Raw genomic sequence first — 26,720 nt, forward strand, 5'->3', positions numbered from 1 at the left:
GTGTTGGTACTTGGGAAATGAAAAATTATCATAGGTTTGTATTAATAAGATTAAGGAAAAAATAATGAATGACGAAAAGCGTTATGAACGTGTTCGCTTAAAGATGCTAGAGGAAAGAAAAAAACATCCCTTTAGTTTAAATCATTTGCAGTTTGATCGTTTAGAACTTCCAGCTACTGAAGAAGAAATTGAAGCAGTACAAAATTATATCGGCCATCCTTTACCTGAGTTATATAAAGAAATTTGTCGCCATTTTAATGAAGGTCTACTTAAGCTTAACTGCTTTGAGGATGTTGAGGGACGCATGTGTAAAATTGGCTTTTTCTTTCGAGTTACTAATGAAGAAAAGAATAATTATCACATTTGGCAAGTGATTCGAAACTTTAGGGACGAATTAACAAAAGATTGCTTACCTTTTGCTGATGATAGTTTGGGACTCAGTGCTTTTTATCTTATATGGGTGAATGATATAGTAGAAGTATGGCAATTGCTTCATGGTGAACTAGCATGGTCATTTTCTGGGTGCGACGATGAGGACGACAATTACTATTGTCATGTATTAGTTAATAAATCGTTTGATGTTTTTTTGGAGTCCCTCTAAGCAGTCGAAGAGTGAGAGTTTGTCCAATATTATGCAAGAAAGTAATAAGTTGATGATTATCTGAAATACGTTTGGATAAACAGGATTTCGGAAAAAATGGAGAACAGCATAATGCAATTTGTAATCAACAATTATTAGAGCGCCATTGATTTGAGCTCATCCTTGAACTCGCTAGTGTCTCAACATCCTGCCAAACATCCCAGCTGCGCCAAACAAATGGAGTATAGCTTTTATGCACCATTGTAGCCAACAATGTTTTACCCGCTTACACCAAAATGAAATGCAACTGTTAATTTTTTATTCATAAAAAGAAGAAAAAATGACTCCTTCATAAACAAAGACGGCAGGACCAGTCAAAGTGATTTTTTGATCAAATTCAGGCCAATTAATAATTAAATCACCTCCAGGTAAAGTGACAGTTACCTGTTTTTCAAGATGGTGATACAATCGTCCAATTGCGGCAGCAGCCACGGCACCGCTACCACAGGCCAATGTCTCACCGCAGCCACGTTCATAAACACGTAATTTAATGTGGTGGAAATTAATAATTTGCATAAAGCCAACATTTGTTTGTTCAGGAAAGCGGGGATGGAAACTAATTTCTTGTCCCAAGGTAGTTACCGGGGCAGTTTCTACATTTTGAACTAATAAAACTGCATGAGGATTTCCTATGCTGATTGTGTGTAGGGTTGTTTTTTTATCCTGTTGCAATTCTAATTGATATTCGATTGCTTGTTGTTGTGCTATAAAAGGGATATTAATGGGATTTAGTTCTGGAATGCCCATATCCACACGAACAGTATTATCAGGATTAATATACAAACTCATTTGTGTGGTTTTAGTTGCTACCTTTAGGTAGTTTTTATCAGTTAAACCATAATGTTTTGCAAATAGTGCCAGGCAACGCGCACCGTTGCCACATTGCCCAACTTCTTGTCCATTCGCATTAAAAATACGGTAATTAAAATCGATGCTATTATGCGAAGCGGGTTCAATCAGCAAGAGTTGATCAAAGCCTATGCCTGTATTACGTTGAGCCAGATTGGCTATTTGTTCTGGTTTAAGGTTAATGTTTTGGTTGATGCCATCAATTACCATGAAATCATTACCCAATCCATGCATTTTTGTAAATTTTATACTCATTATTGTTTCATTAATTAGATTTTATATTGTTTTTTAAATTAACTTTATCTGCTTGAGGCAAATAAAGTGGTCCTTTTTGGCCGCAGCCAAATAAAATAAAGAGGACCAGCAGTGTAATTAAGGGCAGTTGAATGTATTTCATTGAATAGCCAGTAAATTGAGTTCGAGTTCTACTCAGACAGAGATCAATTCACTATTCTGAGCTAAATATAATAGCACATTAATGTTTATCAATAATATTTAAATTATAATTCAAAGGTTTTATTTTTGGCGAAACTCTAAAGATATCTATAAAAATGAAACGGGGTATAACTTGCACTGTATTGATGCATTGGGGATAATTTGCATTTTGTATTAAAGGGGATTGTTTTGAGTGTTTATATGAAAGAGTCTCGAGCTCCAGCACAGGCATGTGTTATTTGGATGCATGGATTAGGTGCTGATGCTTCAGATATGCTCAATTTGTCTGATCAGTTGAGTATGGGAGATGTGGCTTTACGACATGTGTTTATTAATGCACCAATGCGCCAAGTGACGCTCAATAATGGCATGTTAATGTCAGCTTGGTATGATATTACCGGTTTCGAGGTGAGTGATCGTCAGGATAAATCAGGAATTGAACAGTCAGAATTAATTATTCGCAAGGTAATGGATGAACAATTAAATGATGGTTTTACCTATGAACAGATTTTTTTAGCTGGTTTTTCCCAAGGAGCGGCTATGGCATTGCATACGGCTTTACAAACTACCGCTCGGTTAGGTGGTATTATTGCTTTATCTGGTTACTTACCTTTAGCAGATCATCGCCGGCCTAAACTGGATAAAGAGACCCCAATCTTTATAGGCGCAGGACAATTTGATCAGCTCGTTTTGCCTAAATGGGTCGAAATGACCAAAGCATGGTTATTAAACAATGGTTATGTACAGCTTTCCACCCATCAATATCCTATGGAGCATTCGGTGTGTATGGAAGAAATTAAAGAGCTGAGCTATTGGCTTAGTCATCAAGTTTTTGGGAGAGTGGAATGACTATAGTAAAAAAATCAAGAACAGTGACTTACACCTGCGAGCAAATGTTTCGTTTGGTTAATGAAGTAGAAAATTATTGTGAGTTTTTACCTTATTGTGCTGAAAGTGTGGTACATCATCGCGATGATGACGAGGTTCAAGCTACTTTGGTTATTGGCGCTGCGGGCATGAGCAAATCGTTTACCACCCGTAATCGTCTTCAGGCAAATAAGATGATCGAAATTCGCCTAGTTGATGGTCCATTTAGTCATTTAGAAGGTTTTTGGCGTTTTGATAAGGTCGAAGAGGGGTGCAAAATTTCTTTTGATTTAGAATTTGAATTTGCAGGACGAGTATTTTCTATGCTTCTTGGGCCTGTATTTGAGCAAGTAACAGATAAAATGGTCGATTCTTTTTGCGATAGAGCACAGGCGATGTATGGTAAAGATTGAATTAGTATACATTACTTCGGAACGCAAAACAGTGCAGTTGACTGTGGATCTGCAGCTAGGTTCTACCGTGATGGATGCAATAACCGCATCCGGGATCTACAATTCTCATCCTGAAACAAAAAACATGCCCGTGGGAATTTATGCAAAGCAGGTCTCCTTGGATACAGTACTTAAGGATGGGGATCGTATAGAACTATATAGAGGTTTGCTTTTAGATCCTAAAGAAACAAGAAGGCAGAGGGCCCGTTTGCAAAAATAATCACTGACTTGTTATGTTGTCTTTTCATTAGTGGGTAAGGCCCACTAATGAAAAACGCTGTAGTTCTTAGGGATTGCGCTCAATTTGTCTTAGAGTTCCCTTAGAAAAATAGAGGCTTACAGTAATTATAATGATATTTCCATGACCTCTGCGCCAGGTGTAAGCATAATCCCAGCGATCATTATTAAATGTAGGGCTTAACAAACTAGTTCCCATCAAAATGGCAACATCATTTTTGCTCATACCTATTTTTAACCGATCAACCTTTGTTTTTGAAATTAAATTACCTTGTTGCGCAACTCTGCGAGCAAAATCTAAGGAAGTACATTGGGTCAGAGTAAAGGGAAGTGAGATTATAAGAAGAAAAATTATTATTCGCATTTTTTTTGCCTACCATGAAAAAATTCGTCATAATAGCATGTCATTTATTGAAAGACACCTGCAAAACTTAGATGTTTATTGACATTTTGCCATCTTGAGCGAAAATTAACTCATTTCTGCAACCGAGAACTTAAATTCAGGATTATGCCTAGGAGCACTAATGGAAGAAAGCAAGCAATTAAAAAATGCTGGATTAAAAATTACATTGCCACGTTTAAAGGTATTACATATTCTTGAACAGTCTCGTAACCATCACTTAAGCGCGGAAGATATATATAAGACGTTATTAAAATCGGGAGAAGATATAGGTTTGGCTACTGTGTATCGAGTTTTAACTCAGTTTGAAAGTGCAGGACTAGTTTCCCGTCATAATTTTGAAGGTGGTTATTCCGTGTTTGAATTGAGTCATGGTACGCATCATGACCATTTAGTGTGTGTCCAGTGTGGCTGGATTGAAGAGTTTGTTGATGAAATTATTGAGCAGAGACAAAAAACAATTGCTGAACGTGCCCATTTTAAGATGACGGATCATGCGTTAAATATTTATGGAATATGTTCACGTTGTCATTAATGGTAAAAAAGACAGTATCTATCTTAAGAATTTATTATAAAGATAGGGCAAAATTAACACATGGTTTGCTCCACCGTTTAGTCGTGTTATTCTTCTTTTTTACCAAGTAGGAAAAAAGTTTTCATTGCTCCAAATCCTTTCATAGTCAGCGTTGCATAAGGCTCAACAAGGTATTTTTCTTCAAGCATAAAGGCCATTTTTTCGGAGATAAGTATTGTATTTGGCAAGGCACACTTTTCTAATCGGCTGGCAAGATTCACAACATTACCCCAAACATCATATAGAAATTTTTTATGGCCAACTACACCAGCAATGACATAACCATAGGTTATGCCAATGCGGAATTGGAGCGCCAACTGGTGAGTTTCATTAAAAGAGTGCATTTTTGTCAAGATAGCCAGAGCATAGTCAGCAATATTAATGGCATGTTCTGAGGTTTGTACAGGGATTCCGGCCACTGCCATGTAGTTATCACCAATAGTTTTTACTTTTTCTATGTGATATTGTCCAGTAAGATTATCAAATTCTGCGAACAATTGATTTAAAATAGTAACCGTTTTCTTTGCACCTAAGTTTTCGGTTAATTTGGTGAAATTAATAATATCTGCAAACATCACGCTGGTTTGATGAAATTCGTCAGCAATGTCTTCTTCTCCTGATTTTAAACGCTGGACAATGGATTCCGGTAAAATATTTAATAGGAGTAAATCATTTGCTTCCTTCGCCCTAGATAATGATGTTAAAGCTTGAAATATAGAAAAAAGCATGAATAGTGTAGATAAAATGGCCAATGGCAGTGCTATAATAATAATTCGAAAACTCTTTGCATCAAGTTTTTTGTGGTTTTGTTTCGTTTTATTTTCTATTTCAGCAAGAAATTGGCGTACAGGCCTCAATGTATTCGCTTTTTCTTCCATATAATGATCATTAACTAGTATTTGGTGCGCGAGATGAGTATTGGTTCCCTTCTTATTTTTTTCGGCCATATTCATGGCTTTTATTTCAATTTGTGTCAATTGTTTACTTTTATTTTCTGCTTCAAGAAGTAAGGAAAGTTCTTTTAATGAAAAATTTTGTTCCAATATTATTTCTGACAAAGATTTTGGCTCGATGTAATTCTGGTCGGTTTTTTTACCAATCATCAAATCCCAATAAGATTCATAAAATTTTTCAGGGCGAGGGGCGTCTCCATCACGTATTGCCAAAATATGATTATAATAGTCACGGTATTTTTTATCGCCGGTACTTATATAAAGACGAGACAGTGTTGTTAAATTATTAACATTTTGACGAAGTTTTTCGGCAATCGTATAAGCCTTATGATATTCACTCTCATTCTTTATTTCTAAATCGGCAATGTGTTTTAATTTAAATAAACAAACAAGCAGGCTAATAAGAGTCACTGCTAGGAAGAAGAAAAAACAGTTAAGCCCCCCCGTGTTTTGACGATAAATATTCTTCATAGTTCCCTTTTATTTATTAAATTTAAATAATTGGTCTTAATATAAAAGAATAGCTTATTTATAAAATAAAATAGCTATTTTTATTAGCCAATTTTAAATGCTATTCTTTAGGTGAAAAATTGTTTATTTTTATTTAGAAAGTGCAGTAATAATAGGACATAATTAATGAAATTATTATTTTTAGGGGCTGCAAGTGGATTGGGGACGGATCCAACGAATTTTCAATCCAATATGCTACTTCTTTCTGATAATGGTAAAAAATTGTTAATTGATTGTGGAACGGATATTCGTTTTTCATTAACACATGCTAACTATTTACCCAAAGATATAGACACGATTTTTATTAGTCACTTACACGCAGATCATATTGGCGGTTTGGAATGGTTTGCTTTACAACGAAAATTTGTTTGTCAATCTGGTCGGCCTCAATTAATTCTTCATGAAGAATTAGCGCAGCTGCTTTGGGATCATTCGTTAAGCGGCGGCTTAAAAACCCTGGACGATCAAGAAGCAACTCTGGACGATTATTTTTTGGTACATCGACTGGCAAGCAGCCAAATGTATGAGTGGGAAGGGCTGCAATTAAATATGATTAAAACGGTTCACTTTCATTCAAATGGCAAACTCATGCCAAGCTATGGTCTTGATATTGTTTCTCAGGGAAAACATTTTTTTATTACTACTGATACTCAATTTATTCCAGATGCTTTTGAAAAATATTACCAACAGGCAACCATTATCTTTCATGATTGTGAAACCTTGACAATGCCCAGTGGTGTACATGCCCATTTTGATCAATTGATTTCGCTTGCTCCTGAAATTAAAGCAAAAATGTGGCTTTATCATTACAATGATGGGGAGTTGCCTGACGCACATGCCCAAGGTTTTCTGGGATTTGCTTATTGTTCTCAGGTGGTTGATCTGGAGTAAACATTTTTCGCAGCGCTACTATTGAGATGAAGTGTTTTATCGATTCAATGTTCAAATCCTCATATGCTTGTATCTTTACTTCGGTTTTTTCAGACATTAATTAAATTAGCCAAATGCTTTATTATAAAGGCATTTTGTTGTTATAGTTATTTGTTCTCTAAACTTTGGTAACATGGATAGTTTGCTATGTGGATTGTATGGATTGCTCTTTCGCGACCTTACACGTTTATTGTATTAGCCCTTATGCTTCTTATCATCGGGCCTTTAACAATAATGCGTACTCCCACTGATATTTTTCCAGATATTAATATTCCAGTAGTTAGTGTCGTATGGACATACACCGGTCTGGCTCCTGGCGATATGGCTAATCGAATTACCAGTGTTTTTGAGCGTGCGGTAACAACTACAGTGAATGATATTGAACACATGGAATCCGAATCATTAATTGGGGTCAGTATTACCAAATTATTTTTCCATTCTGGAGTGAGTATTGGCATTGCTTTGAGTCAGGTTACAGCAATATCCCAAACCATTTTAAAAAATTTGCCGCCTGGATCTTTGCCTCCATTAATTTTAAGTTATAAGGCATCTACGGTACCTATTTTACAATTAGTTCTATCTAGTGCGACTATTCCAGAGCAGAATTTAAATGATGAGGCTAATAATTTTCTTCGTACTCAACTTGCAACGGTGCAAGGGGCATCGATTCCCTTTGCTTACGGAGGCAAAACACGCCAAATTCAAGTAGATCTTGATCCGCAAGCCATGCAAACCTATGGTGTTTCAGCACAGGAAATTAATGCTGCTATTGATGCGCAAAATCTTATTATTCCGGCGGGGACGCAAAAAATTGGGGAGTATGAATATATTGTTAAACTCAATGGCAGTCCTCTTACGGTCGAGGAGTTAAATGATTTACCAGTGAAAACGACGCCTGGTCGCGTTTTGTATATTCGTGATGTAGCCCATGTTAGAGATGGGTTTGCACCTCAGACTAATATTGTGCGAGTAGATGGACAAAGAGCGGTAATGATGTCTATTCAAAAAACCGGTGGTGCATCTACTTTGGACATTATTAATCGGGTTAAAGCCTTATTACCTAAGATTAAGGAGATTCTTCCTCAGGGGCTTAATTTATCTAACTTTGCTGATCAATCCATTTTTGTTACTGCAGCCATTCAGGGGGTTATTGTAGAAGGTGTTATTGCTGCAGCATTAACGGGATTAATGATTTTACTTTTTCTAGGAAGTTTACGTAGTACTTTTATTATTACTTTCTCCATTCCTTTATCAATCATCGCATCCCTCACTATTCTTTCTGCACTGGGGGAAACGATTAATATCATGACTCTGGGCGGATTAGCACTTGCTGTGGGTATTTTGGTGGATGATGCAACCGTTGCGATTGAAAATATTAATTGGAATTTGGAACAAGGCAAAGAAATAGAACAGGCCATTCTTGACGGGGCCAAGCAAATTGCGATTCCTGCGTTGGTATCTACCTTATGTATCTGTATTGTTTTCGTACCCATGTTTTTTTTAGGTGGTGTGGCTCAGTATTTGTTCGTGCCGATGGCTGAAGCAGTAGTTTTTGCGATGCTCATGTCGTATATTTTATCCCGTACGCTCGTTGCCACTTTGGCCAAGTATTTATTACATAAACATGATCTTTCTGGAAATAAGACTGTAAGTACCAATCGATTTGTTCGTTTACATGAATCATTTGAGAAAAAATTCAATAACTTGCGCCAAAGCTATTGTGATTTATTGTCTTCCACAATGCAGAATGCAAAGATTTTTATTCCCTGTTTTTTGGTATTTGTCTTTATTTCATTATTATTATTATGGCCCTGGCTGGGTTCTGATTTTTTTCCTAATGTTGATGCAGGTCAAATTAAATTACATATACGTGCGCCCACTGGTACCCGTGTTGAGGAAACTGCACGGCTTGTAGCGAATATTGAGACAGTAATTCGTCAGGAGATTCCTGCTGTTGAGCTTGATACCATTGTCGATAATATTGGGTTACCCGTGAGCGGTATTAACTTATCCTACAGTAATTCGGCAACAGTGGGTCCTGAGGATGCAGATATTTTAATTGCCTTGAATGAAAAACATAGTCCCAGTCGTGATTATGTTCGTAAATTAAGAGCCGTGTTAAGCAACAAGTTTCCCTCAGTTTCCCTAGCGTTTTTACCCGCGGATATTGTCAATCAAATTATTAACTTTGGTTTGCCTTCACCAATTAACATACAGGTTATTGGCTTAAAACAAGAAGAAAATAATCTTTTTGCGAATAAACTAATGACCAAATTAAAGCAAGTACCAGGCCTTGCTGATGTGCGTACACGGCAAGCAGATAATTACCCGCTACTCTTTGTTGATGTCGATCGAAGCCTTGCTCGTGAATTGGGTTTTACCCAATTTGATATTGCTTCAGATTTATTAATTTCATTGTCAGGTAGTTTTCAAACAGCTCCTACCTTTTGGATCGATCCAAAAAATGGGGTTTCTTATCCTTTAGTTGTGCAAGCGCCGCAATATGTAATGGATTCATTGCAGGCTTTGCAGAATCTCCCAATTGGGAGTTTAACATTACCCAGCCAGCTGCAAATTTTAGGAGCGGTGAGTAAGGTTACTCGCGCTTGGACGGCAGTTGTAGAGTCCCATTATAATGTGCAGCCAGTGATTGATATTTTTGCTTCGATACAGGATAGAGACTTAGGTGCTGTAGCCAAAGATATTAAAAAGATAATTTATGAAACTAAAAAAGATCTACCCAAAGGTTCTTCTATAGCTATACGTGGGCAGATTGACACCCAGCAGCATGCATTCACTGGCTTATATTGGGGTTTGGCTTTTTCTATACTTTTAGTCTACTTATTGATTGTTATTAATTTTCAATCATGGACCGATCCCTTTATTATTATTACTGCATTACCTGCAGCACTTGCCGGGATAGCCTGGATGTTGTTTTTAACTCATACCACCTTAAGTGTACCTGCTTTGACTGGAGCGATTATGTGTATGGGGGTGGCAACTGCAAACAGTATTTTGATTATTAGTTTTGCCAGAGATCATATTGTGCATACGCCAAATCCCTTTGTCGCAGCGCTTGAAGCAGGGAGATCACGTTTGCGGCCAGTATTAATGACTGCATCGGCTATGATTATTGGCATGCTGCCTATGGCCTTAGGTTTGGGCGATGGTGGTGAGCAAAATGCGCCATTGGGCAGAGCTGTCATCGGTGGTTTGTCTTTTGCCACAATTGCAACTCTATTTTTTGTGCCTTCTGTTTTTTATATTATTCATGATTGGAAATTGCAAAAGAAGACGAAGCAAAGGAATGAACATGTTTAAAAAATTTGCAGTACATGTTACAGATAAACGATATCGTCGTTATGTGGTCACTATTTGTATTTTCTTAATGATTGTGCTTGTAATAATTGTGGTACGTGTTCAAGCAGCGATTGCTTTACGCAAGAGTACCCAGCTTGCTGCGGTTACGAGAGTTGCTACAATAGTCGCAAAACAGGAGCGCGGAGCGGATAAAATCATTTTACCCGGAAATGTCTGGGCTTGGCATGAGGCGCCTATTTATGCGCGTACGAATGGATATGTTAAACAATGGTATGTCGATATAGGCAGTCATGTCAGAGAAGGTGATTTACTTGCTGAAATTGAAACACCAGAACTCGATGCCCAAGCACGGCAGGTGGCAGCTGATTTAAATACAGCGATCGCGAATAATAAATTAGCTCAATCCACGGCAAAGCGTTGGCTTAATTTATTAAAAACTGATTCGGTTTCTAAACAGGAAACGGATGAAAAAACGAGTGCCGCTGAGGCATTGCAAGCTACAGTGATTGCAGCTAAAGCAAATCTGGATCGCCTAAATGAGCTGGTAGGTTTTGAGCGGGTTATTGCTCCATTTGATGGCATAATTACCGCTAGGGCAACGGATATTGGAGCACTGATTAATGCGGGTAGTAGTACTACTGCAAAACCTATGTTTCGCATTGCGCAAATTGATCCTTTACGTATTTATGTGAAAGTACCTCAGAATTATTCTTCCCGTGTTACACCGAACATGGCTGTAAGTTTGCATTTTGCTGAACATCCTCGTCAGAAGTTTGCCGCAAAATTATTAGACACTGCAAATGCTATAGATCCGACAACACGAACTTTATTGGCTCAATTTATTGCCGAAAATAAGAATGGTGAATTATTGCCTGGTGGTTATACGGAAGTATGGTTTTCATTCCCTCTTCCACCACAGACTGTTCGTATACCTGTTAATACTTTACTTTTTCGTGCTCAAGGTTTGCAAGTAGCTACTGTAGATAAAGACAATAAAATAATCTTGAAAGACATTACTATCAATCGTGATTTTGGTACTACGGTTGAAATTGCAACTGGAATTATCCCAGGCGATCGTATCGTGATTAATCCATCTGATTCCATTACGAATGGAGAAGTAGTACGAGTGATTTCATGAAAAAACGGATTATCCTTGGACTATTCGTAATTACTTTAATAGGCTGCTCTTTGGCACCAACTTATGAGCGCCCATTCATGCCCATTCCTGAGCATTTTAAAGAAATAGGAACATGGATTCCGGTTAAAGTTGAGCCACAGCTTGTTCCTCCGGATGCCTGGTGGCAGGCATTTCATGATCCTGTATTAAATGATTTGGAGGAAAAACTCACTTTAGCAAATCAGGATTTAAGAGTGGCTTATGCTCATTATCAGGAGGCATTCGCACAGGCACAAGTAGCACGCTCGTATTTTTTCCCAACCATCCAAGCTTTATTTAATGCAGATAGGCAACAAAATCCACGTACCGTGGCTAATCCGGGGAACTCGTTTATTTACAATCAGTTCTTAGTGGGTGGTTACGTGAGTTACGAGGTAGATGCCTGGGGAGCAGTCCGGAATGAGGTAGTTGCCACTGATCGTCTTGCCAAAGCCAGTGCGGCTGATGTTGCTACTACTCATTTAAGTTTGCATGCTGAACTTGCTAGTGATTATTTTGCTTTAAGAGGAAGTGATGAGCAACAACGTATTCTTGATGCTACTGTAGTTGCTTATCAAAAAGCCCTTTATTTAACAAAAAAACGCTTTACTGGTGGCGCGGCACCTGTAGCTGATGTAGATGAAGCAGAAACACAACTAGAAAATGCGAAAACAATGGCTGCAGATATACGTTTAAAAAGAGCTCAATTGGAACATGCAATTGCAGTTCTAGTTGGTGAAATTCCCTCTAATTTTTCTTTGCGTCCAGGCAAATTACCTAAACATTACCTTTCTATTATGCCTAACATGCCGTCAACTCTTTTGCAACGTAGACCGGATATTGTTGCTGCGGAGTTGCGTGTGCAAGCGGCTAATGCAAATATTGGCGTAGCACGAGCAGCATTTTTTCCGCAAATTACTTTAACGGCTGTCGGGGGATTTGAAAGCAAATCTTTAGCAAATTTAATTTCTAAGCCCAGTCTTTTTTGGTCTCTTGGCCCTTTTAGTTTATTAACTCTTGTTCAGCCTATAGCTGAAGTAACTGTGTTTGATGGAGGACGATTACGTAGTTTATTAAATAAGGCAAAAGCAGATTATTATGCAACAGTAGCATTTTACCGACAAACTGTCTTAACCGCTTTTCAAGATGTAGAAGATAATCTTATTGCCATAAAACAACTTGATAAGGAGCAGGTGACGCAAAGTGCAGCTACCCATGCAGCACTACGATCCTGGAAGCAAGAACAATATCGATATACAGGAGGCTTGGTAACTTTTCTCCAGGTGGTTGTAGTTGAAAACACAGCATTACAGTCTGAGCTTGCTTTGGTGAATGTGCGTACACGCCGCCAAATTGCTAGCGTACAACTCATTAAGGCTTTGGGAGGGGGGTGGTCTTTTGACTTAGGTACACCTAAAAAATTTACATCTTCTTAATACTAAAATCCAAGGAGGCTTTGAGTACCCTTAAAAACATGAGAAACACTGATTTTTTCAGTAATGACAGCCCTCTTTAAAGTATACATTACAGGCTCGGGAGTATAGAGCCGAACCTTGCGATACTCTATTGGGCGCTCGATAGTGAATCTTGATTCAACCATCATTTTTTCAAAATCACAAATTAGTATTTATTGAATACGTATTGATCGTTCTTTACTCTAATTGCCACGAAAATTGATAAAAACTAATTTTTTATAGTCACTTTGTTAATATTTTATTAATATTTGCTTGATAAAATGACTTATTAATTTACAGAATATAGGTGTGAACTATGAAAGTTGCAATTGATGCACTCATTGACTCTATAGAAGAGAAAATATCTACAGGTAACTATAGTAAAGAAATAATACAGCATTTATGCTTTATTAAGTCAATTCTTAAACAAGGTATGCATCCTAATGGGAATGTTAATATTGCCAAAATACATGAGGCGCTTCATTATATTGAAACGATTGAAATTACAAAAAAATCTTTTTTCTTTCAGCATACAGAAATACTTATGGCTGATGCTCTAAGCAAGAACAAAGAAACCATCCTTCCTGAACACGAACGACAATTAAAATCTCTTTCTTTTTCACAAAAAAATCCTCATCAAGCAATAACTTCAAAAGACTATTCAGTGTTTGGACTCATTCATAAAACTTTAAGTGATTTGGTTATAAATCGTTTACAGTTTGAAAAAAATGCAAAAAATAGATTAAAACTTAAAAAGTCTCCTGAAGTTTGGGTTTACGAATACCCTGTTGTCAAGGGACAAGTTATGAACCAAGCAGTTGGTGAATGGCAGGCAGACCGGATGAAATTAGCAAGTTCCCAATATGAACCACAAAAGGCTTATACTGATTTTCAACGAAATATCAGTATTCGTGGCATGATAGGTCAAACTGAAGATGAAGTGACCGATTTATTAAATTATCTAGTTGTTGCGACAAATTATTCGTTAGATGAAAAAAAATCAATAAAATACTGGCTTGAGATGAAGGGTGGACAAGACAATAACCGTTTTTTAGATTTATTAATAGCGTCAGGGGCGTTTACTTCACAGATGGGCTCAGCGCTACTTAAGACCACCAGCTTAGAACAGAATTGGACTCTTGAAAATGGAAAAATTATTTTCTTTTATGAGTCTATGGTTCATGCTCTGTTTGTTGATGGAGAAGTCTGGGTTAATAATGGCTTAGGTGTCTTAGCTAAAGAACCTGACCCTGAACAAATAACGTCAGAAATCAATCAGCCTTTAATGCATGTTTGCGCTAAGATTGAATTAAATATTAATTCTGATCATAAGGTGATCCCCCAAATAATTGCTTTGAAAATCATAAGCTTCACTAATCTCGATAATCCAAAACGTTTGGAAGCAACCCAGTGTAATACGCCGCCATGTAATGTATAATTTTTGGAAAATTTAACTAAGACTCCATTATGAATCTACCTAATGAGGTTATTGCCTATATTTTGCAATTTTTAGACGTAAAGTCACTTGTACAGGTGAGTTATGTTTCAATTTTATATAATAAAATAGCTACTGATCGATTGAAATGGTTTAAATTATGCTTTTCAGATAGTGTGTGTAAAACGCTTATAGAGGCCACGACTATAAGAGAAGAGCTTCTTCACGGAAGTATTGTTGCGAGGTCTTTTTATGAAAGTATTAATACGAAAAATATTGAGCAAATAAAAACCGTATTATTCTCTAACGGTGTTAGAGAATTTCTTTTATATGCAGCTTGCTATGAAGAAAACTTACGAGAATTTTATCCCTGTAATACTCGTAAGTTATATTTAACTGAAGAAATTGCAAAAAAAGAAACGCCTAATGCTGAAAGTGTAAAAAAATGGCTTCGGGTAAAAATAAATGTTGATTCAGCAATGTTTGATTCACTCTACAATACTCAGCAACTTACCTATAAAAAACTTATTCCCGAAACAGCGATTTATGAGCTCCCAAACCGGATACATCAACCTGTTTTAAAAGGTTAATCCATTAATCGAGATTAATGGTATAAGAATAACTGTTAAAACCATCATATTCAGTATTAATATAACGAATACCGCTGCATGAGGCGCTAACAGTGGGGTGATTCATTAAAGGACCGTCTTTAATGTCCAGAACACACCAATTGGCTAAATCATAGGCCACTGTAACATGGGCATAACCACTTCGGCATTGAGAGGAGTCTCTGATGACAAAACTGCGGGGGCCAATTATTTGTAAAAAGATGTCTTGATCACTAAAACTACTTACGATGTAAATTGCCGGGTGTGAGCTGTCACTTAAACGAAAGTAATCTTTATAGCCACAATAGAATTCATTCGCATGAGCGTTCATTACCATAAGGCTAGATGCAGCCAGTATTATCCAATTTTTCACTTGAAATTCCTTGTTGTTGAAAAGGAAAAGGAATTATAAAGAAGAATTGTTTACATAACAATCATTCTGCAGCAATTGGCCCCTTAGATTTCACAAAGGTAGGCTTAGCAAGCCAAATCAGACCGAGCAAAAGAATGAAAACCCAGGCTGAAAGTCTGAAAATATCATTAGTAGCTAACATGAACGCTTGGTTTATGACGGTAGCATATAAAACTCCATAAGCTTTTAGCTCAGAGATACCTAATGTTTTTAATTGATCTATGGCTTGAATCGAAAATGGATTATAGTTGTTGATGTATTCAACAAGATGACTTTGATGCAATGCTTCTCTATTATTCCAAATTGTAACGCTAATTGAGGTTCCAAAGCTTCCTCCAAGAATACGAAAAAAATTAGCAAGACCTAAAGCACTGGCCATTTTTTCGGGTTGCATTTCTGCTAAAATCATTGCAATAAGTGGGGTAAAGAAAAAAGCAAGCCCCAACCCCTGGATAAAACGGGGTTCGATTAATTGCAGAAAACCTACATCCGTATAAAAATTAGATTGCCAATATGAGGTGACTAAAAAGACAAAGAAACCAAAACTGATCATAATACGTAAATCAAACCGATCCATATAATTACCAACAAAGGGGGTTAATAGGAATGGTAAAATCCCTACAGGTGCTGCGGCCAACCCTGCCCATGTGGGTGTATAACCCATTTGCGTCTGTAACCATAAGGGAAAAATCACCACATTGGAAAAATATACAAGAAAACCAGCTGTTAGACAAATTACGCCAATAGTAAAGTTTCTATTTCTAAATAAATATAAATCAATAATTGGATCGCATTGTGTTAAGAGCCAAATAACTAAAAAACTAAGTGAAATTAGAGAGGTAATGCCCAATGTGACAATAACGTTTGAGTGAAACCAGTCTAAATCATATCCTTTATCCAATAAAATCTGTAAACAACCAATACCTATGATTAATAATATCAAACCAATATAGTCTATAGGGCGTTTAACGGTTGGAGTTTCTCTTCCAGTGAGTGTTATCATCGTGAAAATAACTGAAAAAATGCCAACCGGTACATTAATGTAGAAAATCCAGGGCCACGTGTAATTGTCAGTAATGATACCTCCCATAATTGGACCAAATATTGGTCCAACTACGGCTGTCATAGCCCATATTCCAGTTGCCATCCCTCTTTTTTCAGGGGGGTAATTGGCAAGTAAGATGCTTTGTGACAAAGGAATCATCGGTCCTGAAACCGCACCTTGAATGACACGAAAAAAAATCAACATGGGCAGATTTTCTGATAATCCACACAATACGGATGCTAAAGTAAATAAGGCAGTGGAATATAAAAATAAACGTACCTCACCAAAGCGTCGTGCCAGCCATCCCGTGAGCGGTAACATAATGGCTTGACTTACAGCAAACGAGGTAATAACCCAGGTACCGTTATCTGGGCTGACTCCAAGATCCCCGGCAATTGTAGGAATGGCCACATTGGCAATTGAAATATCGAGGACATTCATAAAAATAGCCAATGATAACGAAATGGTCATTAACGCCAGTCTACTGCCAGTAAGGGGAGATAACTCGGTCATTAGGATGCGGCCTTTGATAAAGACATGTCTGGTGAATTTTCCTTCAATATTTCATTAATTATCGGTTCTACGTTTGCAAGTTGTTTCGCATAAGCGCTTGTTTCATATTTAAATAGAGTTTCTGCAGTAGTTGGCATCCTTGTGCCATTCCGATCATGAGTATTTACGGTGACGCGCAAGGATAACCCTAGTTGTAGAGGATTTTTTCTAAGTTCCTCTTCATTTAAACGAATACGTACGGGTAGTCTTTGTACTATTTTAATCCAGTTTCCTGTTGCGTTTTGGGGAGGTAATAAGGAAAATGCAGAACCTGTTCCTGCATTTAAACCTTCTACTGTGCCATGATATGTAACGTCAGGGTAAGCATCTGCATAGAGGAGCACAGGTTGATTTATACGAATGTTCTCAAGCGCCGATTCTTTATAATTTGCATCAACCCAAGTATCCTGAAGCGGAATAATTGCTAACATAACGGAATTTACAGATATTTGTTGACCGGGCTGTATAGTACGTTTTGCCACATAACCGGTGATGGGTGATACAATCGTTGTTCTTTGAAGATTCAAATAGGCATTTTTAAAATTAGCTTTGGCTGTTTCCACCTCAGGGTGGTTATAAAGATTTGAATTTTCTACTAGTGCACGGGCAGCATCTAATTGATGCAGTGACACATTGTAATTTGCCAGAGCTGTTTCCACTGTAGTTTTGAAATGCTGCATATCCTCACGAGATACAGCGCGGTTACCTACCAGACTAAGGCGACGCTTTAGATCTAATTCGGCTTTTACCAGATTGGCTTTATCCATATGCACTTTTTGCTGGGCCTGAGCCACCTGTTCAAAGTATTGATGAACCTGGCGGACGGTTTGTGCTAAATTCGCTTTAGCTCGTTGCAAAGCTACCGTATAATCGGATGGATCTAACTTGATAATGACTTGGCCTTCTTTGACTAATTGCGTATCATCTGTATTGATTTCAATCACGGTCCCTGGGATCTGCGGCATCAGTTGCACCATATTACCGTTCACATAAGCATCATCGGTGTATTCTTCAAATTGTCCCCAAATGAGCCAATAGAGAAGCCAGAGTAGACCTAGCAGTAAAAAAGTGCTTCCAAGTATAATCATTGCAATTTTACGTTTGCGTAAGGTTTTTGGGGTTGCACCAACAGGTTCTTCTTTTTTTGTCATATTTTTATCTCCCCACCTAATGCCGCTAATAAAGCTACAAAAGCTTGCTTTTGACGTGTTTGCAAACTATATAGAGTAGCTTTTTGTTGCACTAAAACTTGTTTTATTTCAAGAAGTTGAACATAGTCAATAATGCCGGAATTATAACTTGCTCGGTAGAGCTTGTAATTGGCCTCTGTAGTATTTAGTGCTTTAGCTTGATCCTGTATTTGTTTATCAAGTGTTTGCAGCTCGCTCATATGATCGCTAATTTCTTGCAATGCATTTAAAATAGTTTGATTGTACTGATTTATCGTAAGTTCAAATTCAGCCTGTTTTATTCCCAAGTTTGCACGGCGGGCACCTGCGTCAAAAATTGGTAAACTTAGAGCCGCTTTAATGCCCTCAGTTTGTAAAGACACATTAAAGAATCTGGAGAAATAAAAAGATTGTAAGCTTAATATGCCACTCAAATTAATGTCAGGAAAAAAAGCAGCGCGGGCTACATTGATTTGATGAGCAGCAGCTTCAGCTAAGGCACGTGAAGCGGCGATATCAGGTCTTTGGACAAGTATATTAGAGGAAATTACTGCTGGTAAAACGAGTTGTTTTTTATTGTAATTAAATTTTTTAGTCTCAATTTGAGTATTAAAAGGGTTTTTACCCAGTAATATGGCCAATTGATGGCGTGTTTGCATCTCTGTACGCTTGTAATCCTGAACCGATAAACGTGCTGCTTCAGTAGTTGAAATTGCTGTTTTAAGTGGGATATCTGATTCAATTCCCTGTTTGGTGCGGGCCAATACAATATCTTCAAGTTCTTTTAATATCCGTACGTTTTCTTTAGCTAGTTGTTGCTGGATAATATCATTTTGTAGTTCAAAATAAGTAGTAGCAACCGTTGAGCTTAATATCAATCGTGTTTCTTCAAGATCCATTTGTGCAGCAAACGTTTCGTTTAATCTACTGGCTACAGTTTCTCTGTTTTTACCCCAAAAATCCAACTCATAATTAAAATTTAAAGCAAGATCAGCAATACTTGCTTTGTTAAATATCAGTTCATTAAATGGTGGCGGTACAGTGCCTTGAAAGGAAAAGTGGTATTTTTCGAGATAACCGTCCAGAGTCGCTGAGGGCCAAAGTGTTGAGTAAGCCCCTTTGACCACTTGTCGTGCACGCATTACTCGTGCTTTGGCACTTCCTATGTCTGGCGCATCAATTAGCGCAATTGTAATAAGTTGATGTAATTGTGGATCATTAAAGCGCGTTAACTGATTGTTTAAGTTATTTTTTTTAGGCACTTTATAAACATGTTTCACTACTAAATCAGTAGCATTAATTTGGGATGTCTCACTATGAATGATGTGATGCAGTTTACAGCCAGTTAAAGCTGATGCGCAAAAAAGACTTGTGATGATGTGCGCACGCAAATTTCAATCCTTTTGCTATAAACTGGTTAATTAATCTATCAATATTTCAATAAAAAATATACGGTTCTGCTTTTTCATTGTGGAAAAATAAAAATTTTTTACTTAAATTAAGTAGGCATAAATGTTCAGATCTGCTTGGCAAAATGATGTTTTGATTAAAAAAGTTACTGGGTTTTATAAAAACATTATGTCTTTTTTTTAGCATTAATAAAAAAGATAGACTAAAATAATTTTGTAAGGGTTTAATTTTAAAAGTCAAGAAGAGAGGGAAATCATGAACAGTGCAAAAAAAATAATGATGATTTGTGTTTTTTTAATAACTCTAGGGATGTTAAGTGCATGTGGAACTATTAATGGTTTCGGAAGAGATGTTTCTCATGTAGGTCATGGTATTCAACGAGCATTTTAATCGTTTTTAACGATATCAATAACTTCACTGATGGGGCTGTAATTCGGCCATATCATCTTTTTTCTCCGTGGGCTTTTGAATAGTATAGTTGAGTCTCACGGAGAGAGGATAAAGCAAAAATTCATAGTTAGAAGTAACATTAAACCTCAATTCATGATAAATTGATCGCTATCAGCTCAATAAATTTACAGAGGATTGGGGCATGTACTATTTTAAATTTTGCCCATTAATCACGATATTTTTGTTTTCTGTTTCACAGACTGCCTGTATGGTTGGTCCCAATTTTCGTTCGCCTCCAGCCCCAGAGGTGAAACGATATACGGAGCAGCCTTTACCTGCTCAAACCGTGACAACAAAAGGCTCCGGGGGGGAGGCTCAAGCTTTTCTTACTGATAAAGATATTCCTCTAATGTGGTGGGAATTGTATCATTCCCCGCAAATGAATCAGTTAATTAAAGTTGGATTGGCCAATAATCCCAGTTTGGCATCAGCTACAGCAGCCTTGCGCCAAGCACAGGAAAATTGGAAAGCACAAATTGGTAATTCATTATGGCCTGCAATTAACGCAGTGTTTGGTGTGCAACGACAGCGTTTTTCTCAATTACAAATTGGCATACCAGGTGAAACGTTTACTTTTAGCCTTTATAACGCTGCCGTTAATGTTTCGTATAGCTTGGATGTATTTGGTGGTGCTCGGCGCGAGATTGAATCTTTACGCGCGCAGGTTGACTATCAACAATTCGAAGTTATTGCTGCGCAGCTTAGCCTTACAGCAAATATTGTAACTACCTCTGTCAGTATTGCTTCTTATCAGGCACAAATTGATGCTACTATGCGTTTAATTAAAGCAGAACAAGGACTTCTTGATATTTTAAACAATCAGTATCGTTTGGGCGGAGTTTCCAATGCAAGTGTGTTGACTCAACAAACATTACTCCAACAATCAAAGGCTACATTACCGCCGTTAGAAAAAAGTTTATCCGTGGCGAAACATGCATTGTCTGCACTTGTGGGTACTTTCCCTGAGGGAGCTTTGCCAACCATTGACTTGAATCGTTTAAAGTTACCCGCTGAATTACCCGTAAGTTTGCCTTCAATGTTGGTGCGGCAGCGCCCAGATATTCGTGCTTCCGAGGCGTTATTACATGCAGCTTGCGCTCAAATTGGAGTGGCTACAGCGAATCTATTACCACAAGTTACACTTACGGGTAGTGAGGGCTGGATTAATACTTCATGGGCGAATTTGTTTACCGCACCGAATAACATTTGGTCAATTGCTGCGCAGATAGCACAGCCTATATTTCATGGGGGCGCCTTATTGGCACAACGGCGAGCAGCAATTGCTGCTTACGATCAGGCTGTTGCACAATACAAACAAACTGTCTTGCAGGCATTCCAGAACGTAGCCGACGTTTTAAGAGCCTTAGAAACAGATGCACGTACCCTACAGGCTCAAATTAGAGCGGAAAATGCTGCGCGTGCTTCATTAAAACTTACCCTCAATCAATATCGCTTAGGTGGTGTCAGTTACATTAATTTGCTTAATGCACAACAGCAATATCAACAGGCTCTGATTAGTCGTATTCAGGCACAGGCAATGCGTTACAGTGATACAGCTGCATTGTTTCAAGCCCTAGGTGGTGGTTGGTGGCATAAGCCTTGGTGTGTAAACGAGTGCCGGTGAAGAAAGGATTAAGAGGTATTAGTCTTAAACATTTGGAGAGAGATTTCTTTGAAAAAACAAATGATTATTATGCTGGTTGGTGTAAGTATCCTTTTTGGGCTGATTTTTGGTTGGAAGGGATTTTCAGCAATCATGACAAAACGATTTTTGACAATGGCGCAAGCACCTGCAGTTACAGTATCCACCATGAAGGCAACAGAGTCTTTGTGGCAACCTACCTTGAGCGCTGTTGGCAGTTTGCGTGCGCGTCGTGGGGTGAGTGTAACAACCGAACTGGCTGGTATGGTGCAAACAATTTATTTTACTCCTGGTACAGCTGTTAAAAAAGGAGATGTTTTAGTGCAATTAAATGCAGCTGCTGAGTTAGGTCAATTACATTCCTTACAAGCTCAGGTTGAGTTGGCAAAGATTACCTATCAGCGTGACAAGGCGCAATTTTTAGTTCGTGCAGTCAGTAAACAAACGGTGGATACTGATGAATGGACCCTTAAAAATTTACAGGCCCAGGTGGAGCAACAATTAGCAACCGTAGCGAAAAAAACATTAATTGCTCCCTTTTCAGGACAATTAGGTATTAACAACATTAACCCAGGGCAATATCTTAATGTAGGTGATGCGGTGACTACCTTGCAGGCATTAGATCCTCTTTATGCCGATTTTTATTTACCACAACAATTTTTGTTGAAGCTTAAGATAGGACAAAAAGTTAAAGTCGTTACAGATACTTTTCCTCATAAATACTTTGTAGGCGAAATTACTACTATTCAACCATTGGTAGATAGTAACACGCGAAACGTGGGAGTAGAGGCAACGTTACCCAATGCGGATTTTGAATTGAAGCCGGGTATGTTTTCGCATGTTGAAGTGGATATTGAGGCAGAACAGAATTATATCACTTTACCTCAATCAGCAATTAGTTTTAATCCTTATGGCGACATTGTGTATTTAGTTAAAGATACAGGGAAGAAAGACCGTGATAATAAACCCATACTGATTGTAAATCAGATTTTTGTAACCCTTGGTGATAGACGTGGGGATCAGATTGCTGTTTTGAAAGGAGTTCATGTAGGGGATGTGGTCGTAACTAGTGGTCAACTAAAACTTAAAAATGGCAGTCGAATTGTTGTAAATAATCAAATACAACCAAGTAATGAGGCCAACCCTAAGGTGATTGAAAGGTAAATAAAGACTTGTCATCCCTTCTCAAAAGCGAGGTTTTGAGGCTTTTGTCTCGTTCAGTCTTTTATATTAGGGTGAGTAATCAAATTGATTGAGGATTGTAATTATGGCGTTTACGGATATTTTCATTAAACGGCCTGTTTTGGCGACAGTAATTAGTTTAATAATTTTAGCGATGGGATTGCGTTCTATGGGATCATTGCCAGTAATGCAATATCCATTTACCGAAAATGCTGTGGTGACCGTTACTACCATTTACACGGGTGCAAATCCAGATGTAATCGCTGGTTTTATTACAACCCCTTTAGAAAATTCCATAGCACAAGCCAATGGTATCGATTACATGACTTCCACCAGTACACCAGGTACGAGTACCATCACTGTTAACCTTTTGCTTAATTATGATCCTTTAAAAGCTTTGTCAGATATTACTACTAAAGTGAGTGCGGTATTAAATCAGTTACCGAGAAATTCACAGCAGCCAGTAATTACCGTAACGGTTGGGCAAACGATTGATTCTATGTACATTGGCTTTTACAGCGATGAGTTAGCTATAAATAAAATTACTGATTATTTAATTCGTGTGGTTCAACCCAAACTGCAAGCTGTTAACGGCGTGCAAAATGCACAGATACTTGGAAATCAAACATTTGCTTTGCGTGCCTGGTTAGATCCTGTGAAGCTTGCTGCTTATGGTATTACTGCAGGAGAAATTGGTATTGCGCTTGCAGATAATAATTTTATTTCTGCTGTAGGTCGTACTGACGGACAAATGTTTATCCAAAACTTTATTGCCAATACTAATCTAATGGATGTGAATCAATTTAAAAAAATGATTATTAAAGCACAAAATGGTGCTATTATTCACTTAGGTGATGTGGCTCGAGTTGATCTTGGAGCGCAAAACTACAATTCTGCAGTTAGTTTTGATGGGCGCACTGCAGTTTATATCGGAATTGTTGTTGCCCCTTCAGCTAATCTTTTAGCCGTAATTAATGAAATTAAACAAATATTTCCAACCATTCAGGCTGAATTACCTCAAGGTTTAAACGCAAGTATTGTTTATGATGCCAGTTTATTCGTTGATTCATCCATTCATGAAGTAATTCTTTCTTTACTTGAAGCGTTTATGATTGTGACCGGAGTAATTTTTATTTTCCTGGGTTCTATTCGCTCGGTAATTATCCCCCTTATCGCTATTCCATTATCCATTATTGGCGCGTTTTGGATTATGTTAATTTTAGGTTATTCAATTAATTTACTCACTTTATTGGCTTTAGTGTTGGGGATCGGTTTGGTCGTTGATGATGCGATTATTGTTGTGGAAAACATACAGCGTCATCTTGAGGAAGGACAAATACAGTTTAAGGCAGCTTTATTAGGTGCCAGAGAGTTAGCTAATCCCATTATTGCGATTACAATTGTATTAGTTGCAGTATATGCGCCTATTGGATTTATGGGAGGGTTAACCGGCGCGTTATTTACTGAATTCGCTTTTTCATTAGTCGGCGCAGTAACAATTTCTGCTATTGTTGCCTTGACTTTATCACCAATGATGTGCTCCAAATTTCTTAAGGTAGGGGATAAATCTAAAAATCGTTTTATGGCTTACATCGATAACCTATTTACAAAATTAGAAAAATCGTATAAACGAACTTTGGTTAAAACTCTACGTTATTTACCTGTTGTGGCCGTTTTTGCAGCAATTATTCTAGTAAGTAACTATTTTCTTTTTATCACTTCAGCATCGGAATTAGCGCCGCAAGAAGATCAGGGAGTCATTATTGCTCAAGTGACTGCTGCAGCCAATGCTTCATTAGCACAAACACAACTTTATTCTAATGCGGTTAACAGCATTTTTAAAAAATACACTGAAACAGATCATATTTTTCAGGTAGATGGTTCTACTGGATTAAATAATGCCATTGTAGGTATGGTTTTTAAACCTTGGGATCAACGTCATCGCACAACGAATCAGCTGCAACCATTAATTCAGAATGAACTGAACACTATTGCGGGTGCTAAAGTCGCAGCATTTCAGTTGCCTTCATTACCAGGCGGTAATAGTGGTCTTCCAATACAATTTGTTATCACTACAGCAGAAACTTTTGATAATTTAAATAGTGTGCTACAACGTGTATTGGATGAGGCACGTGCTTCTGGTCTTTTTGCTTATATTGATCCCGATCTTAAAATCGATAAAATCCAGACCAAAGTTAATTTGGATAGAGATAAAATATCTCAATTTGGTTTGTCTATGTTGGATATGGGTAATTTGTTTGCTTCAGCACTGAGTGAAGGTTACATTAATTATTTTAACTTTATGGGCCGCTCTTATCAGGTTATTCCACAAGTACAACGTAACACTCGTTTAAATCCAGAGCAAATTTTAAATTATTATATTAAAACTGCCTCTGGAGATTCAGTGCCACTAAGTACTGTTGCACGCTTGGAGCGCCAGGTAGTTCCTGAATCTTTAAATCATTTTCAGCAGCTTAATTCTGCAACAATTTCTGCGGTTGCATTTCCTGGGGTTTCTATGGAGCAAGCATTAACTACTTTAGCTAAGATTTCGAAACAAAATCTACCACAAGGTTATTACATTGATTACGCCGCACAATCAAGACAATTTATCAAAGAAGGCTCAGGATTAATTATTACCTTCTTTTTTGCTTTGATTCTTATCTTTTTGGCGTTATCTGCTTTGTTTGAAAGTTTTCGCGATCCGTTGATTATTTTAATTAGTGTACCTATGTCGATTTGTGGGGCAATGATTTTTGTAAGTCTTGGCGTTGGTAATGCTACTCTTAATATTTACAGTGAAGTGGGGTTAGTAACTTTGATTGGTTTAATCAGCAAGCACGGTATTTTAATTGTGCAATTTGCTAATGATTTGCAAGCTAAAGGACAAAAGAAATTAAATGCAATTTGCACTGCTGCTGCAATTCGGTTACGTCCTATTCTAATGACTACAGCGGCGATGGTTTTGGGTGTTGTACCATTAATTATCGCTACGGGTGCTGGTGCACAGAGTCGTTATAATATTGGTTTGGTTATTGCGGCCGGTATTTCAATTGGAACCTTGTTTACCCTTTTTGTTGTGCCGGCAATGTACATTTTATTAGCTGGAGATCATACAATAAAAGCTGCTGAAGAACATTTTGAGGATGAGACGTCATTGGGATGAGTAAGTGCTGCTCCTAAAAAAATTAACTAATTAATACATAGGGGACGCAATCAAATTCGGATTTAGCCTTGTTCTGGCTTGGTTATCGCTATGTGTGGGTGCTTGAGAAAATAAGCCGAATCGGTTAACCAAATCATCAATTTTTGGTCGATTATTGATGCTATCTTTAAGGTTGTTTAATAATTTATTTTTGGTTGGCGTATATAAGTGAAGTGTTTCAAGCAAATAGAAAAAGCAGATTTTTAAATACGCAAAACTAAAAGTATTCGGATGCTTGTAGGCTAAAATAATTCGTTCAAAATTGGGGTCTTTAACTTCCTCTCTGATCTCATGTAAACGGGCTTTGATTGAGAGGATTTTACCGGGTCGTGCATTAGTTGCAATTTCTTCCAATACGTTTATTCGCAATGATTTTTTATCTAAGGTTTCTTTATTTTCGAATAAAGAATTTTTATTTTCTGTACAATATTTAAAATAACTTCTAAATTTCGCTAGTGAGTCTCTTACCGAGTCAAGCTGGTAATACTCTTCATAATGATCTTTCTCAAAAATACCAATTTCTTTTTGCAGTAAATTTATAATGCTCCGGTCAATATTGTCTTCTTTTTTTGATTTACTGATTATTTGTGCTTTAAAGGTTAGTAATTGGGTTCGGAGCGCATTGCGATATTCGATGTCGGTGTATTGTAAGCCAATGTGGCGGTTGCATAAAGTATCCAGATGTTTGACAAATGCTTCACTCGTATAATTTTCTATAAATTCTTGTTGTTCTTTTTCCTGGATAGTTTTTAATTGGTCAAGGTAAACTCGTTTTTCTTTAGCGGTATTAATCGTTATTATAAGCGTTTCTATCAAACCTACATAATAATGA

The 26,720-nt window shown here is 37.5% G+C and carries 22 protein-coding genes and 2 pseudogenes; 15 read left to right on the plus strand and 9 right to left on the minus strand.

Translation table 11 applies throughout. The features are described 5' to 3' along the window. The first annotated feature begins 64 nt into the window (after nucleotides 1-64). Complete coding sequence (locus tag WA877_RS06540; RefSeq protein WP_425170118.1) at nucleotides 65-601, plus strand: SMI1/KNR4 family protein; 537 nt, start codon at nucleotides 65-67, stop codon at nucleotides 599-601. Nucleotides 602-898: 297 nt separating this feature from the next. Here the strand turns inward: WA877_RS06540 and dapF are convergent, their stop codons facing one another. Further along, a complete protein-coding gene (dapF, locus tag WA877_RS06545) occupies nucleotides 899-1,744 on the minus strand; it encodes a diaminopimelate epimerase (RefSeq protein ID WP_425170119.1) in 846 nt (281 codons plus the stop codon). A 10-nt stretch (nucleotides 1,745-1,754) separates the two neighbouring features. Further along, nucleotides 1,755-1,886 carry an LPS translocon maturation chaperone LptM gene (gene lptM / locus WA877_RS06550; protein ID WP_425170120.1) on the minus strand — a complete coding sequence of 44 codons (132 nt, stop codon included), beginning with the start codon at nucleotides 1,884-1,886 and terminating at the stop codon, nucleotides 1,755-1,757. Nucleotides 1,887-2,125: 239 nt separating this feature from the next. Between lptM and WA877_RS06555 the strand changes: the two genes are divergently transcribed. Genes WA877_RS06555 through WA877_RS06565 form a run of 3 tightly spaced genes read left to right on the plus strand, consistent with a single transcriptional unit; the run spans nucleotide 2,126 to nucleotide 3,463 of the window. Continuing rightward, nucleotides 2,126-2,773, plus strand: a complete 648-nt coding sequence (locus WA877_RS06555; protein WP_425170138.1) for an alpha/beta hydrolase — start codon at nucleotides 2,126-2,128, stop codon at nucleotides 2,771-2,773. Then, nucleotides 2,770-3,204 carry a type II toxin-antitoxin system RatA family toxin gene (locus WA877_RS06560; RefSeq protein ID WP_425170121.1) on the plus strand — a complete coding sequence of 145 codons (435 nt, stop codon included), beginning with the start codon at nucleotides 2,770-2,772 and terminating at the stop codon, nucleotides 3,202-3,204. Before WA877_RS06555 ends, WA877_RS06560 begins: the two co-directional genes overlap by 4 nt. After that, on the plus strand, nucleotides 3,191-3,463 hold the full coding sequence (locus tag WA877_RS06565; RefSeq protein WP_425170122.1) for an RnfH family protein: 273 nt from the start codon (nucleotides 3,191-3,193) through the stop codon (nucleotides 3,461-3,463). Before WA877_RS06560 ends, WA877_RS06565 begins: the two co-directional genes overlap by 14 nt. Before the next feature lie 66 nt (nucleotides 3,464-3,529). Here the strand turns inward: WA877_RS06565 and WA877_RS06570 are convergent. After that, nucleotides 3,530-3,875, minus strand: a pseudogene (locus tag WA877_RS06570) (outer membrane protein assembly factor BamE). A gap of 129 nt (nucleotides 3,876-4,004) precedes the next feature. On the opposite strand from WA877_RS06570, the gene fur reads away from it, so the two are divergent. Further along, nucleotides 4,005-4,415: a ferric iron uptake transcriptional regulator gene (fur, locus tag WA877_RS06575; protein WP_425170123.1), complete on the plus strand. Its 411-nt coding sequence runs from the start codon at nucleotides 4,005-4,007 to the stop codon at nucleotides 4,413-4,415. Between the two features lie 86 nt (nucleotides 4,416-4,501). Here the strand turns inward: fur and WA877_RS06580 are convergent, their stop codons facing one another. Continuing rightward, entirely contained in the window at nucleotides 4,502-5,878 is a 1,377-nt protein-coding gene (locus tag WA877_RS06580) for an adenylate/guanylate cyclase domain-containing protein (protein WP_425170124.1), read from the minus strand. A 165-nt stretch (nucleotides 5,879-6,043) separates the two neighbouring features. Here WA877_RS06580 and WA877_RS06585 point away from each other — a divergent pair, with 165 nt between their 5' ends. The 6 genes from WA877_RS06585 to WA877_RS06610 all read left to right on the plus strand — a co-directional run bounded on the left by WA877_RS06585 (nucleotide 6,044) and on the right by WA877_RS06610 (nucleotide 14,803). Further along, nucleotides 6,044-6,808, plus strand: a complete 765-nt coding sequence (locus tag WA877_RS06585) for an MBL fold metallo-hydrolase (RefSeq protein WP_425170125.1) — start codon at nucleotides 6,044-6,046, stop codon at nucleotides 6,806-6,808. 186 nt (nucleotides 6,809-6,994) lie between these two features. Further along, a complete protein-coding gene (locus WA877_RS06590; protein WP_425170126.1) occupies nucleotides 6,995-10,168 on the plus strand; it encodes an efflux RND transporter permease subunit in 3,174 nt (1,057 codons plus the stop codon). Beyond that, on the plus strand, nucleotides 10,161-11,306 hold the full coding sequence (locus WA877_RS06595; protein ID WP_425170127.1) for an efflux RND transporter periplasmic adaptor subunit: 1,146 nt from the start codon (nucleotides 10,161-10,163) through the stop codon (nucleotides 11,304-11,306). The genes WA877_RS06590 and WA877_RS06595 overlap by 8 nt, the downstream gene beginning before the upstream one ends. Further along, entirely contained in the window at nucleotides 11,303-12,760 is a 1,458-nt protein-coding gene (locus tag WA877_RS06600; RefSeq protein ID WP_425170128.1) for an efflux transporter outer membrane subunit, read from the plus strand. Before WA877_RS06595 ends, WA877_RS06600 begins: the two co-directional genes overlap by 4 nt. 334 nt (nucleotides 12,761-13,094) lie before the next feature. Continuing rightward, nucleotides 13,095-14,216, plus strand: a complete 1,122-nt coding sequence (locus WA877_RS06605; RefSeq protein WP_425170129.1) for a hypothetical protein — start codon at nucleotides 13,095-13,097, stop codon at nucleotides 14,214-14,216. Between the two features lie 29 nt (nucleotides 14,217-14,245). Next, nucleotides 14,246-14,803, plus strand: coding sequence for an F-box-like domain-containing protein (locus WA877_RS06610; RefSeq protein ID WP_425170130.1), 558 nt, complete (start codon nucleotides 14,246-14,248; stop codon nucleotides 14,801-14,803). A gap of 4 nt (nucleotides 14,804-14,807) precedes the next feature. Here the strand turns inward: WA877_RS06610 and WA877_RS06615 are convergent, their stop codons facing one another. From WA877_RS06615 to WA877_RS06630, 4 genes are all read right to left on the minus strand, one after another. Further along, entirely contained in the window at nucleotides 14,808-15,194 is a 387-nt protein-coding gene (locus tag WA877_RS06615) for a hypothetical protein (RefSeq protein ID WP_425170131.1), read from the minus strand. 61 nt (nucleotides 15,195-15,255) lie between these two features. After that, the gene (locus WA877_RS06620) at nucleotides 15,256-16,791 is read right to left on the minus strand and encodes a DHA2 family efflux MFS transporter permease subunit (protein WP_425170132.1); all 1,536 of its coding nucleotides are present in this window, start codon (nucleotides 16,789-16,791) and stop codon (nucleotides 15,256-15,258) included. Continuing rightward, a complete protein-coding gene (locus tag WA877_RS06625; RefSeq protein ID WP_425170133.1) occupies nucleotides 16,791-17,981 on the minus strand; it encodes an efflux RND transporter periplasmic adaptor subunit in 1,191 nt (396 codons plus the stop codon). The genes WA877_RS06620 and WA877_RS06625 overlap by 1 nt, the downstream gene beginning before the upstream one ends. Further along, nucleotides 17,978-19,390, minus strand: coding sequence for an efflux transporter outer membrane subunit (locus WA877_RS06630; RefSeq protein WP_425170134.1), 1,413 nt, complete (start codon nucleotides 19,388-19,390; stop codon nucleotides 17,978-17,980). Before WA877_RS06630 ends, WA877_RS06625 begins: the two co-directional genes overlap by 4 nt. Before the next feature lie 274 nt (nucleotides 19,391-19,664). On the opposite strand from WA877_RS06630, the gene WA877_RS06635 reads away from it, so the two are divergent. The 4 genes from WA877_RS06635 (at nucleotide 19,665) to WA877_RS06650 (ending at nucleotide 25,849) form a co-directional block, all read left to right on the plus strand. Continuing rightward, a complete protein-coding gene (locus WA877_RS06635) occupies nucleotides 19,665-19,799 on the plus strand; it encodes an entericidin A/B family lipoprotein (RefSeq protein ID WP_425170135.1) in 135 nt (44 codons plus the stop codon). A 202-nt stretch (nucleotides 19,800-20,001) separates the two neighbouring features. After that, complete coding sequence (locus tag WA877_RS06640) at nucleotides 20,002-21,483, plus strand: efflux transporter outer membrane subunit (RefSeq protein ID WP_425170136.1); 1,482 nt, start codon at nucleotides 20,002-20,004, stop codon at nucleotides 21,481-21,483. Nucleotides 21,484-21,543: 60 nt separating this feature from the next. Next, nucleotides 21,544-22,665, plus strand: coding sequence for an efflux RND transporter periplasmic adaptor subunit (locus WA877_RS06645; protein ID WP_425170139.1), 1,122 nt, complete (start codon nucleotides 21,544-21,546; stop codon nucleotides 22,663-22,665). Nucleotides 22,666-22,768: 103 nt separating this feature from the next. Beyond that, nucleotides 22,769-25,849, plus strand: a complete 3,081-nt coding sequence (locus WA877_RS06650) for an efflux RND transporter permease subunit (RefSeq protein ID WP_425170137.1) — start codon at nucleotides 22,769-22,771, stop codon at nucleotides 25,847-25,849. A 30-nt stretch (nucleotides 25,850-25,879) separates the two neighbouring features. On the opposite strand, the pseudogene WA877_RS06655 reads toward WA877_RS06650, so the two are convergent. Next, nucleotides 25,880-26,720, minus strand: a pseudogene (locus WA877_RS06655) (SdhA); the annotation flags it as partial.

Origin of the sequence: Legionella sp., assembly GCF_049790535.1 — a bacterium.
Lineage (GTDB): Bacteria > Pseudomonadota > Gammaproteobacteria > Legionellales > Legionellaceae > Legionella.

Coding starts and splice junctions, on each gene's coding strand:
- WA877_RS06560 (WP_425170121.1), top strand. CDS start 2,770: ATGACTATAGTAAAAAAATCAAGAACAGTGACTTACACCTGCGAGCAA.
- WA877_RS06620 (WP_425170132.1), bottom strand. CDS start 16,791: ATGACCGAGTTATCTCCCCTTACTGGCAGTAGACTGGCGTTAATGACC.
- WA877_RS06565 (WP_425170122.1), top strand. CDS start 3,191: ATGGTAAAGATTGAATTAGTATACATTACTTCGGAACGCAAAACAGTG.
- WA877_RS06645 (WP_425170139.1), top strand. CDS start 21,544: ATGATTATTATGCTGGTTGGTGTAAGTATCCTTTTTGGGCTGATTTTT.
- WA877_RS06555 (WP_425170138.1), top strand. CDS start 2,126: ATGAAAGAGTCTCGAGCTCCAGCACAGGCATGTGTTATTTGGATGCAT.
- WA877_RS06640 (WP_425170136.1), top strand. CDS start 20,002: ATGTACTATTTTAAATTTTGCCCATTAATCACGATATTTTTGTTTTCT.
- WA877_RS06600 (WP_425170128.1), top strand. CDS start 11,303: ATGAAAAAACGGATTATCCTTGGACTATTCGTAATTACTTTAATAGGC.
- lptM (WP_425170120.1), bottom strand. CDS start 1,886: ATGAAATACATTCAACTGCCCTTAATTACACTGCTGGTCCTCTTTATT.
- WA877_RS06625 (WP_425170133.1), bottom strand. CDS start 17,981: ATGACAAAAAAAGAAGAACCTGTTGGTGCAACCCCAAAAACCTTACGC.
- WA877_RS06635 (WP_425170135.1), top strand. CDS start 19,665: ATGAACAGTGCAAAAAAAATAATGATGATTTGTGTTTTTTTAATAACT.
- WA877_RS06650 (WP_425170137.1), top strand. CDS start 22,769: ATGGCGTTTACGGATATTTTCATTAAACGGCCTGTTTTGGCGACAGTA.
- WA877_RS06590 (WP_425170126.1), top strand. CDS start 6,995: ATGTGGATTGTATGGATTGCTCTTTCGCGACCTTACACGTTTATTGTA.
- WA877_RS06585 (WP_425170125.1), top strand. CDS start 6,044: ATGAAATTATTATTTTTAGGGGCTGCAAGTGGATTGGGGACGGATCCA.
- WA877_RS06595 (WP_425170127.1), top strand. CDS start 10,161: ATGTTTAAAAAATTTGCAGTACATGTTACAGATAAACGATATCGTCGT.
- dapF (WP_425170119.1), bottom strand. CDS start 1,744: ATGAGTATAAAATTTACAAAAATGCATGGATTGGGTAATGATTTCATG.
- WA877_RS06540 (WP_425170118.1), top strand. CDS start 65: ATGAATGACGAAAAGCGTTATGAACGTGTTCGCTTAAAGATGCTAGAG.
- WA877_RS06605 (WP_425170129.1), top strand. CDS start 13,095: ATGAAAGTTGCAATTGATGCACTCATTGACTCTATAGAAGAGAAAATA.
- WA877_RS06610 (WP_425170130.1), top strand. CDS start 14,246: ATGAATCTACCTAATGAGGTTATTGCCTATATTTTGCAATTTTTAGAC.
- fur (WP_425170123.1), top strand. CDS start 4,005: ATGGAAGAAAGCAAGCAATTAAAAAATGCTGGATTAAAAATTACATTG.
- WA877_RS06580 (WP_425170124.1), bottom strand. CDS start 5,878: ATGAAGAATATTTATCGTCAAAACACGGGGGGGCTTAACTGTTTTTTC.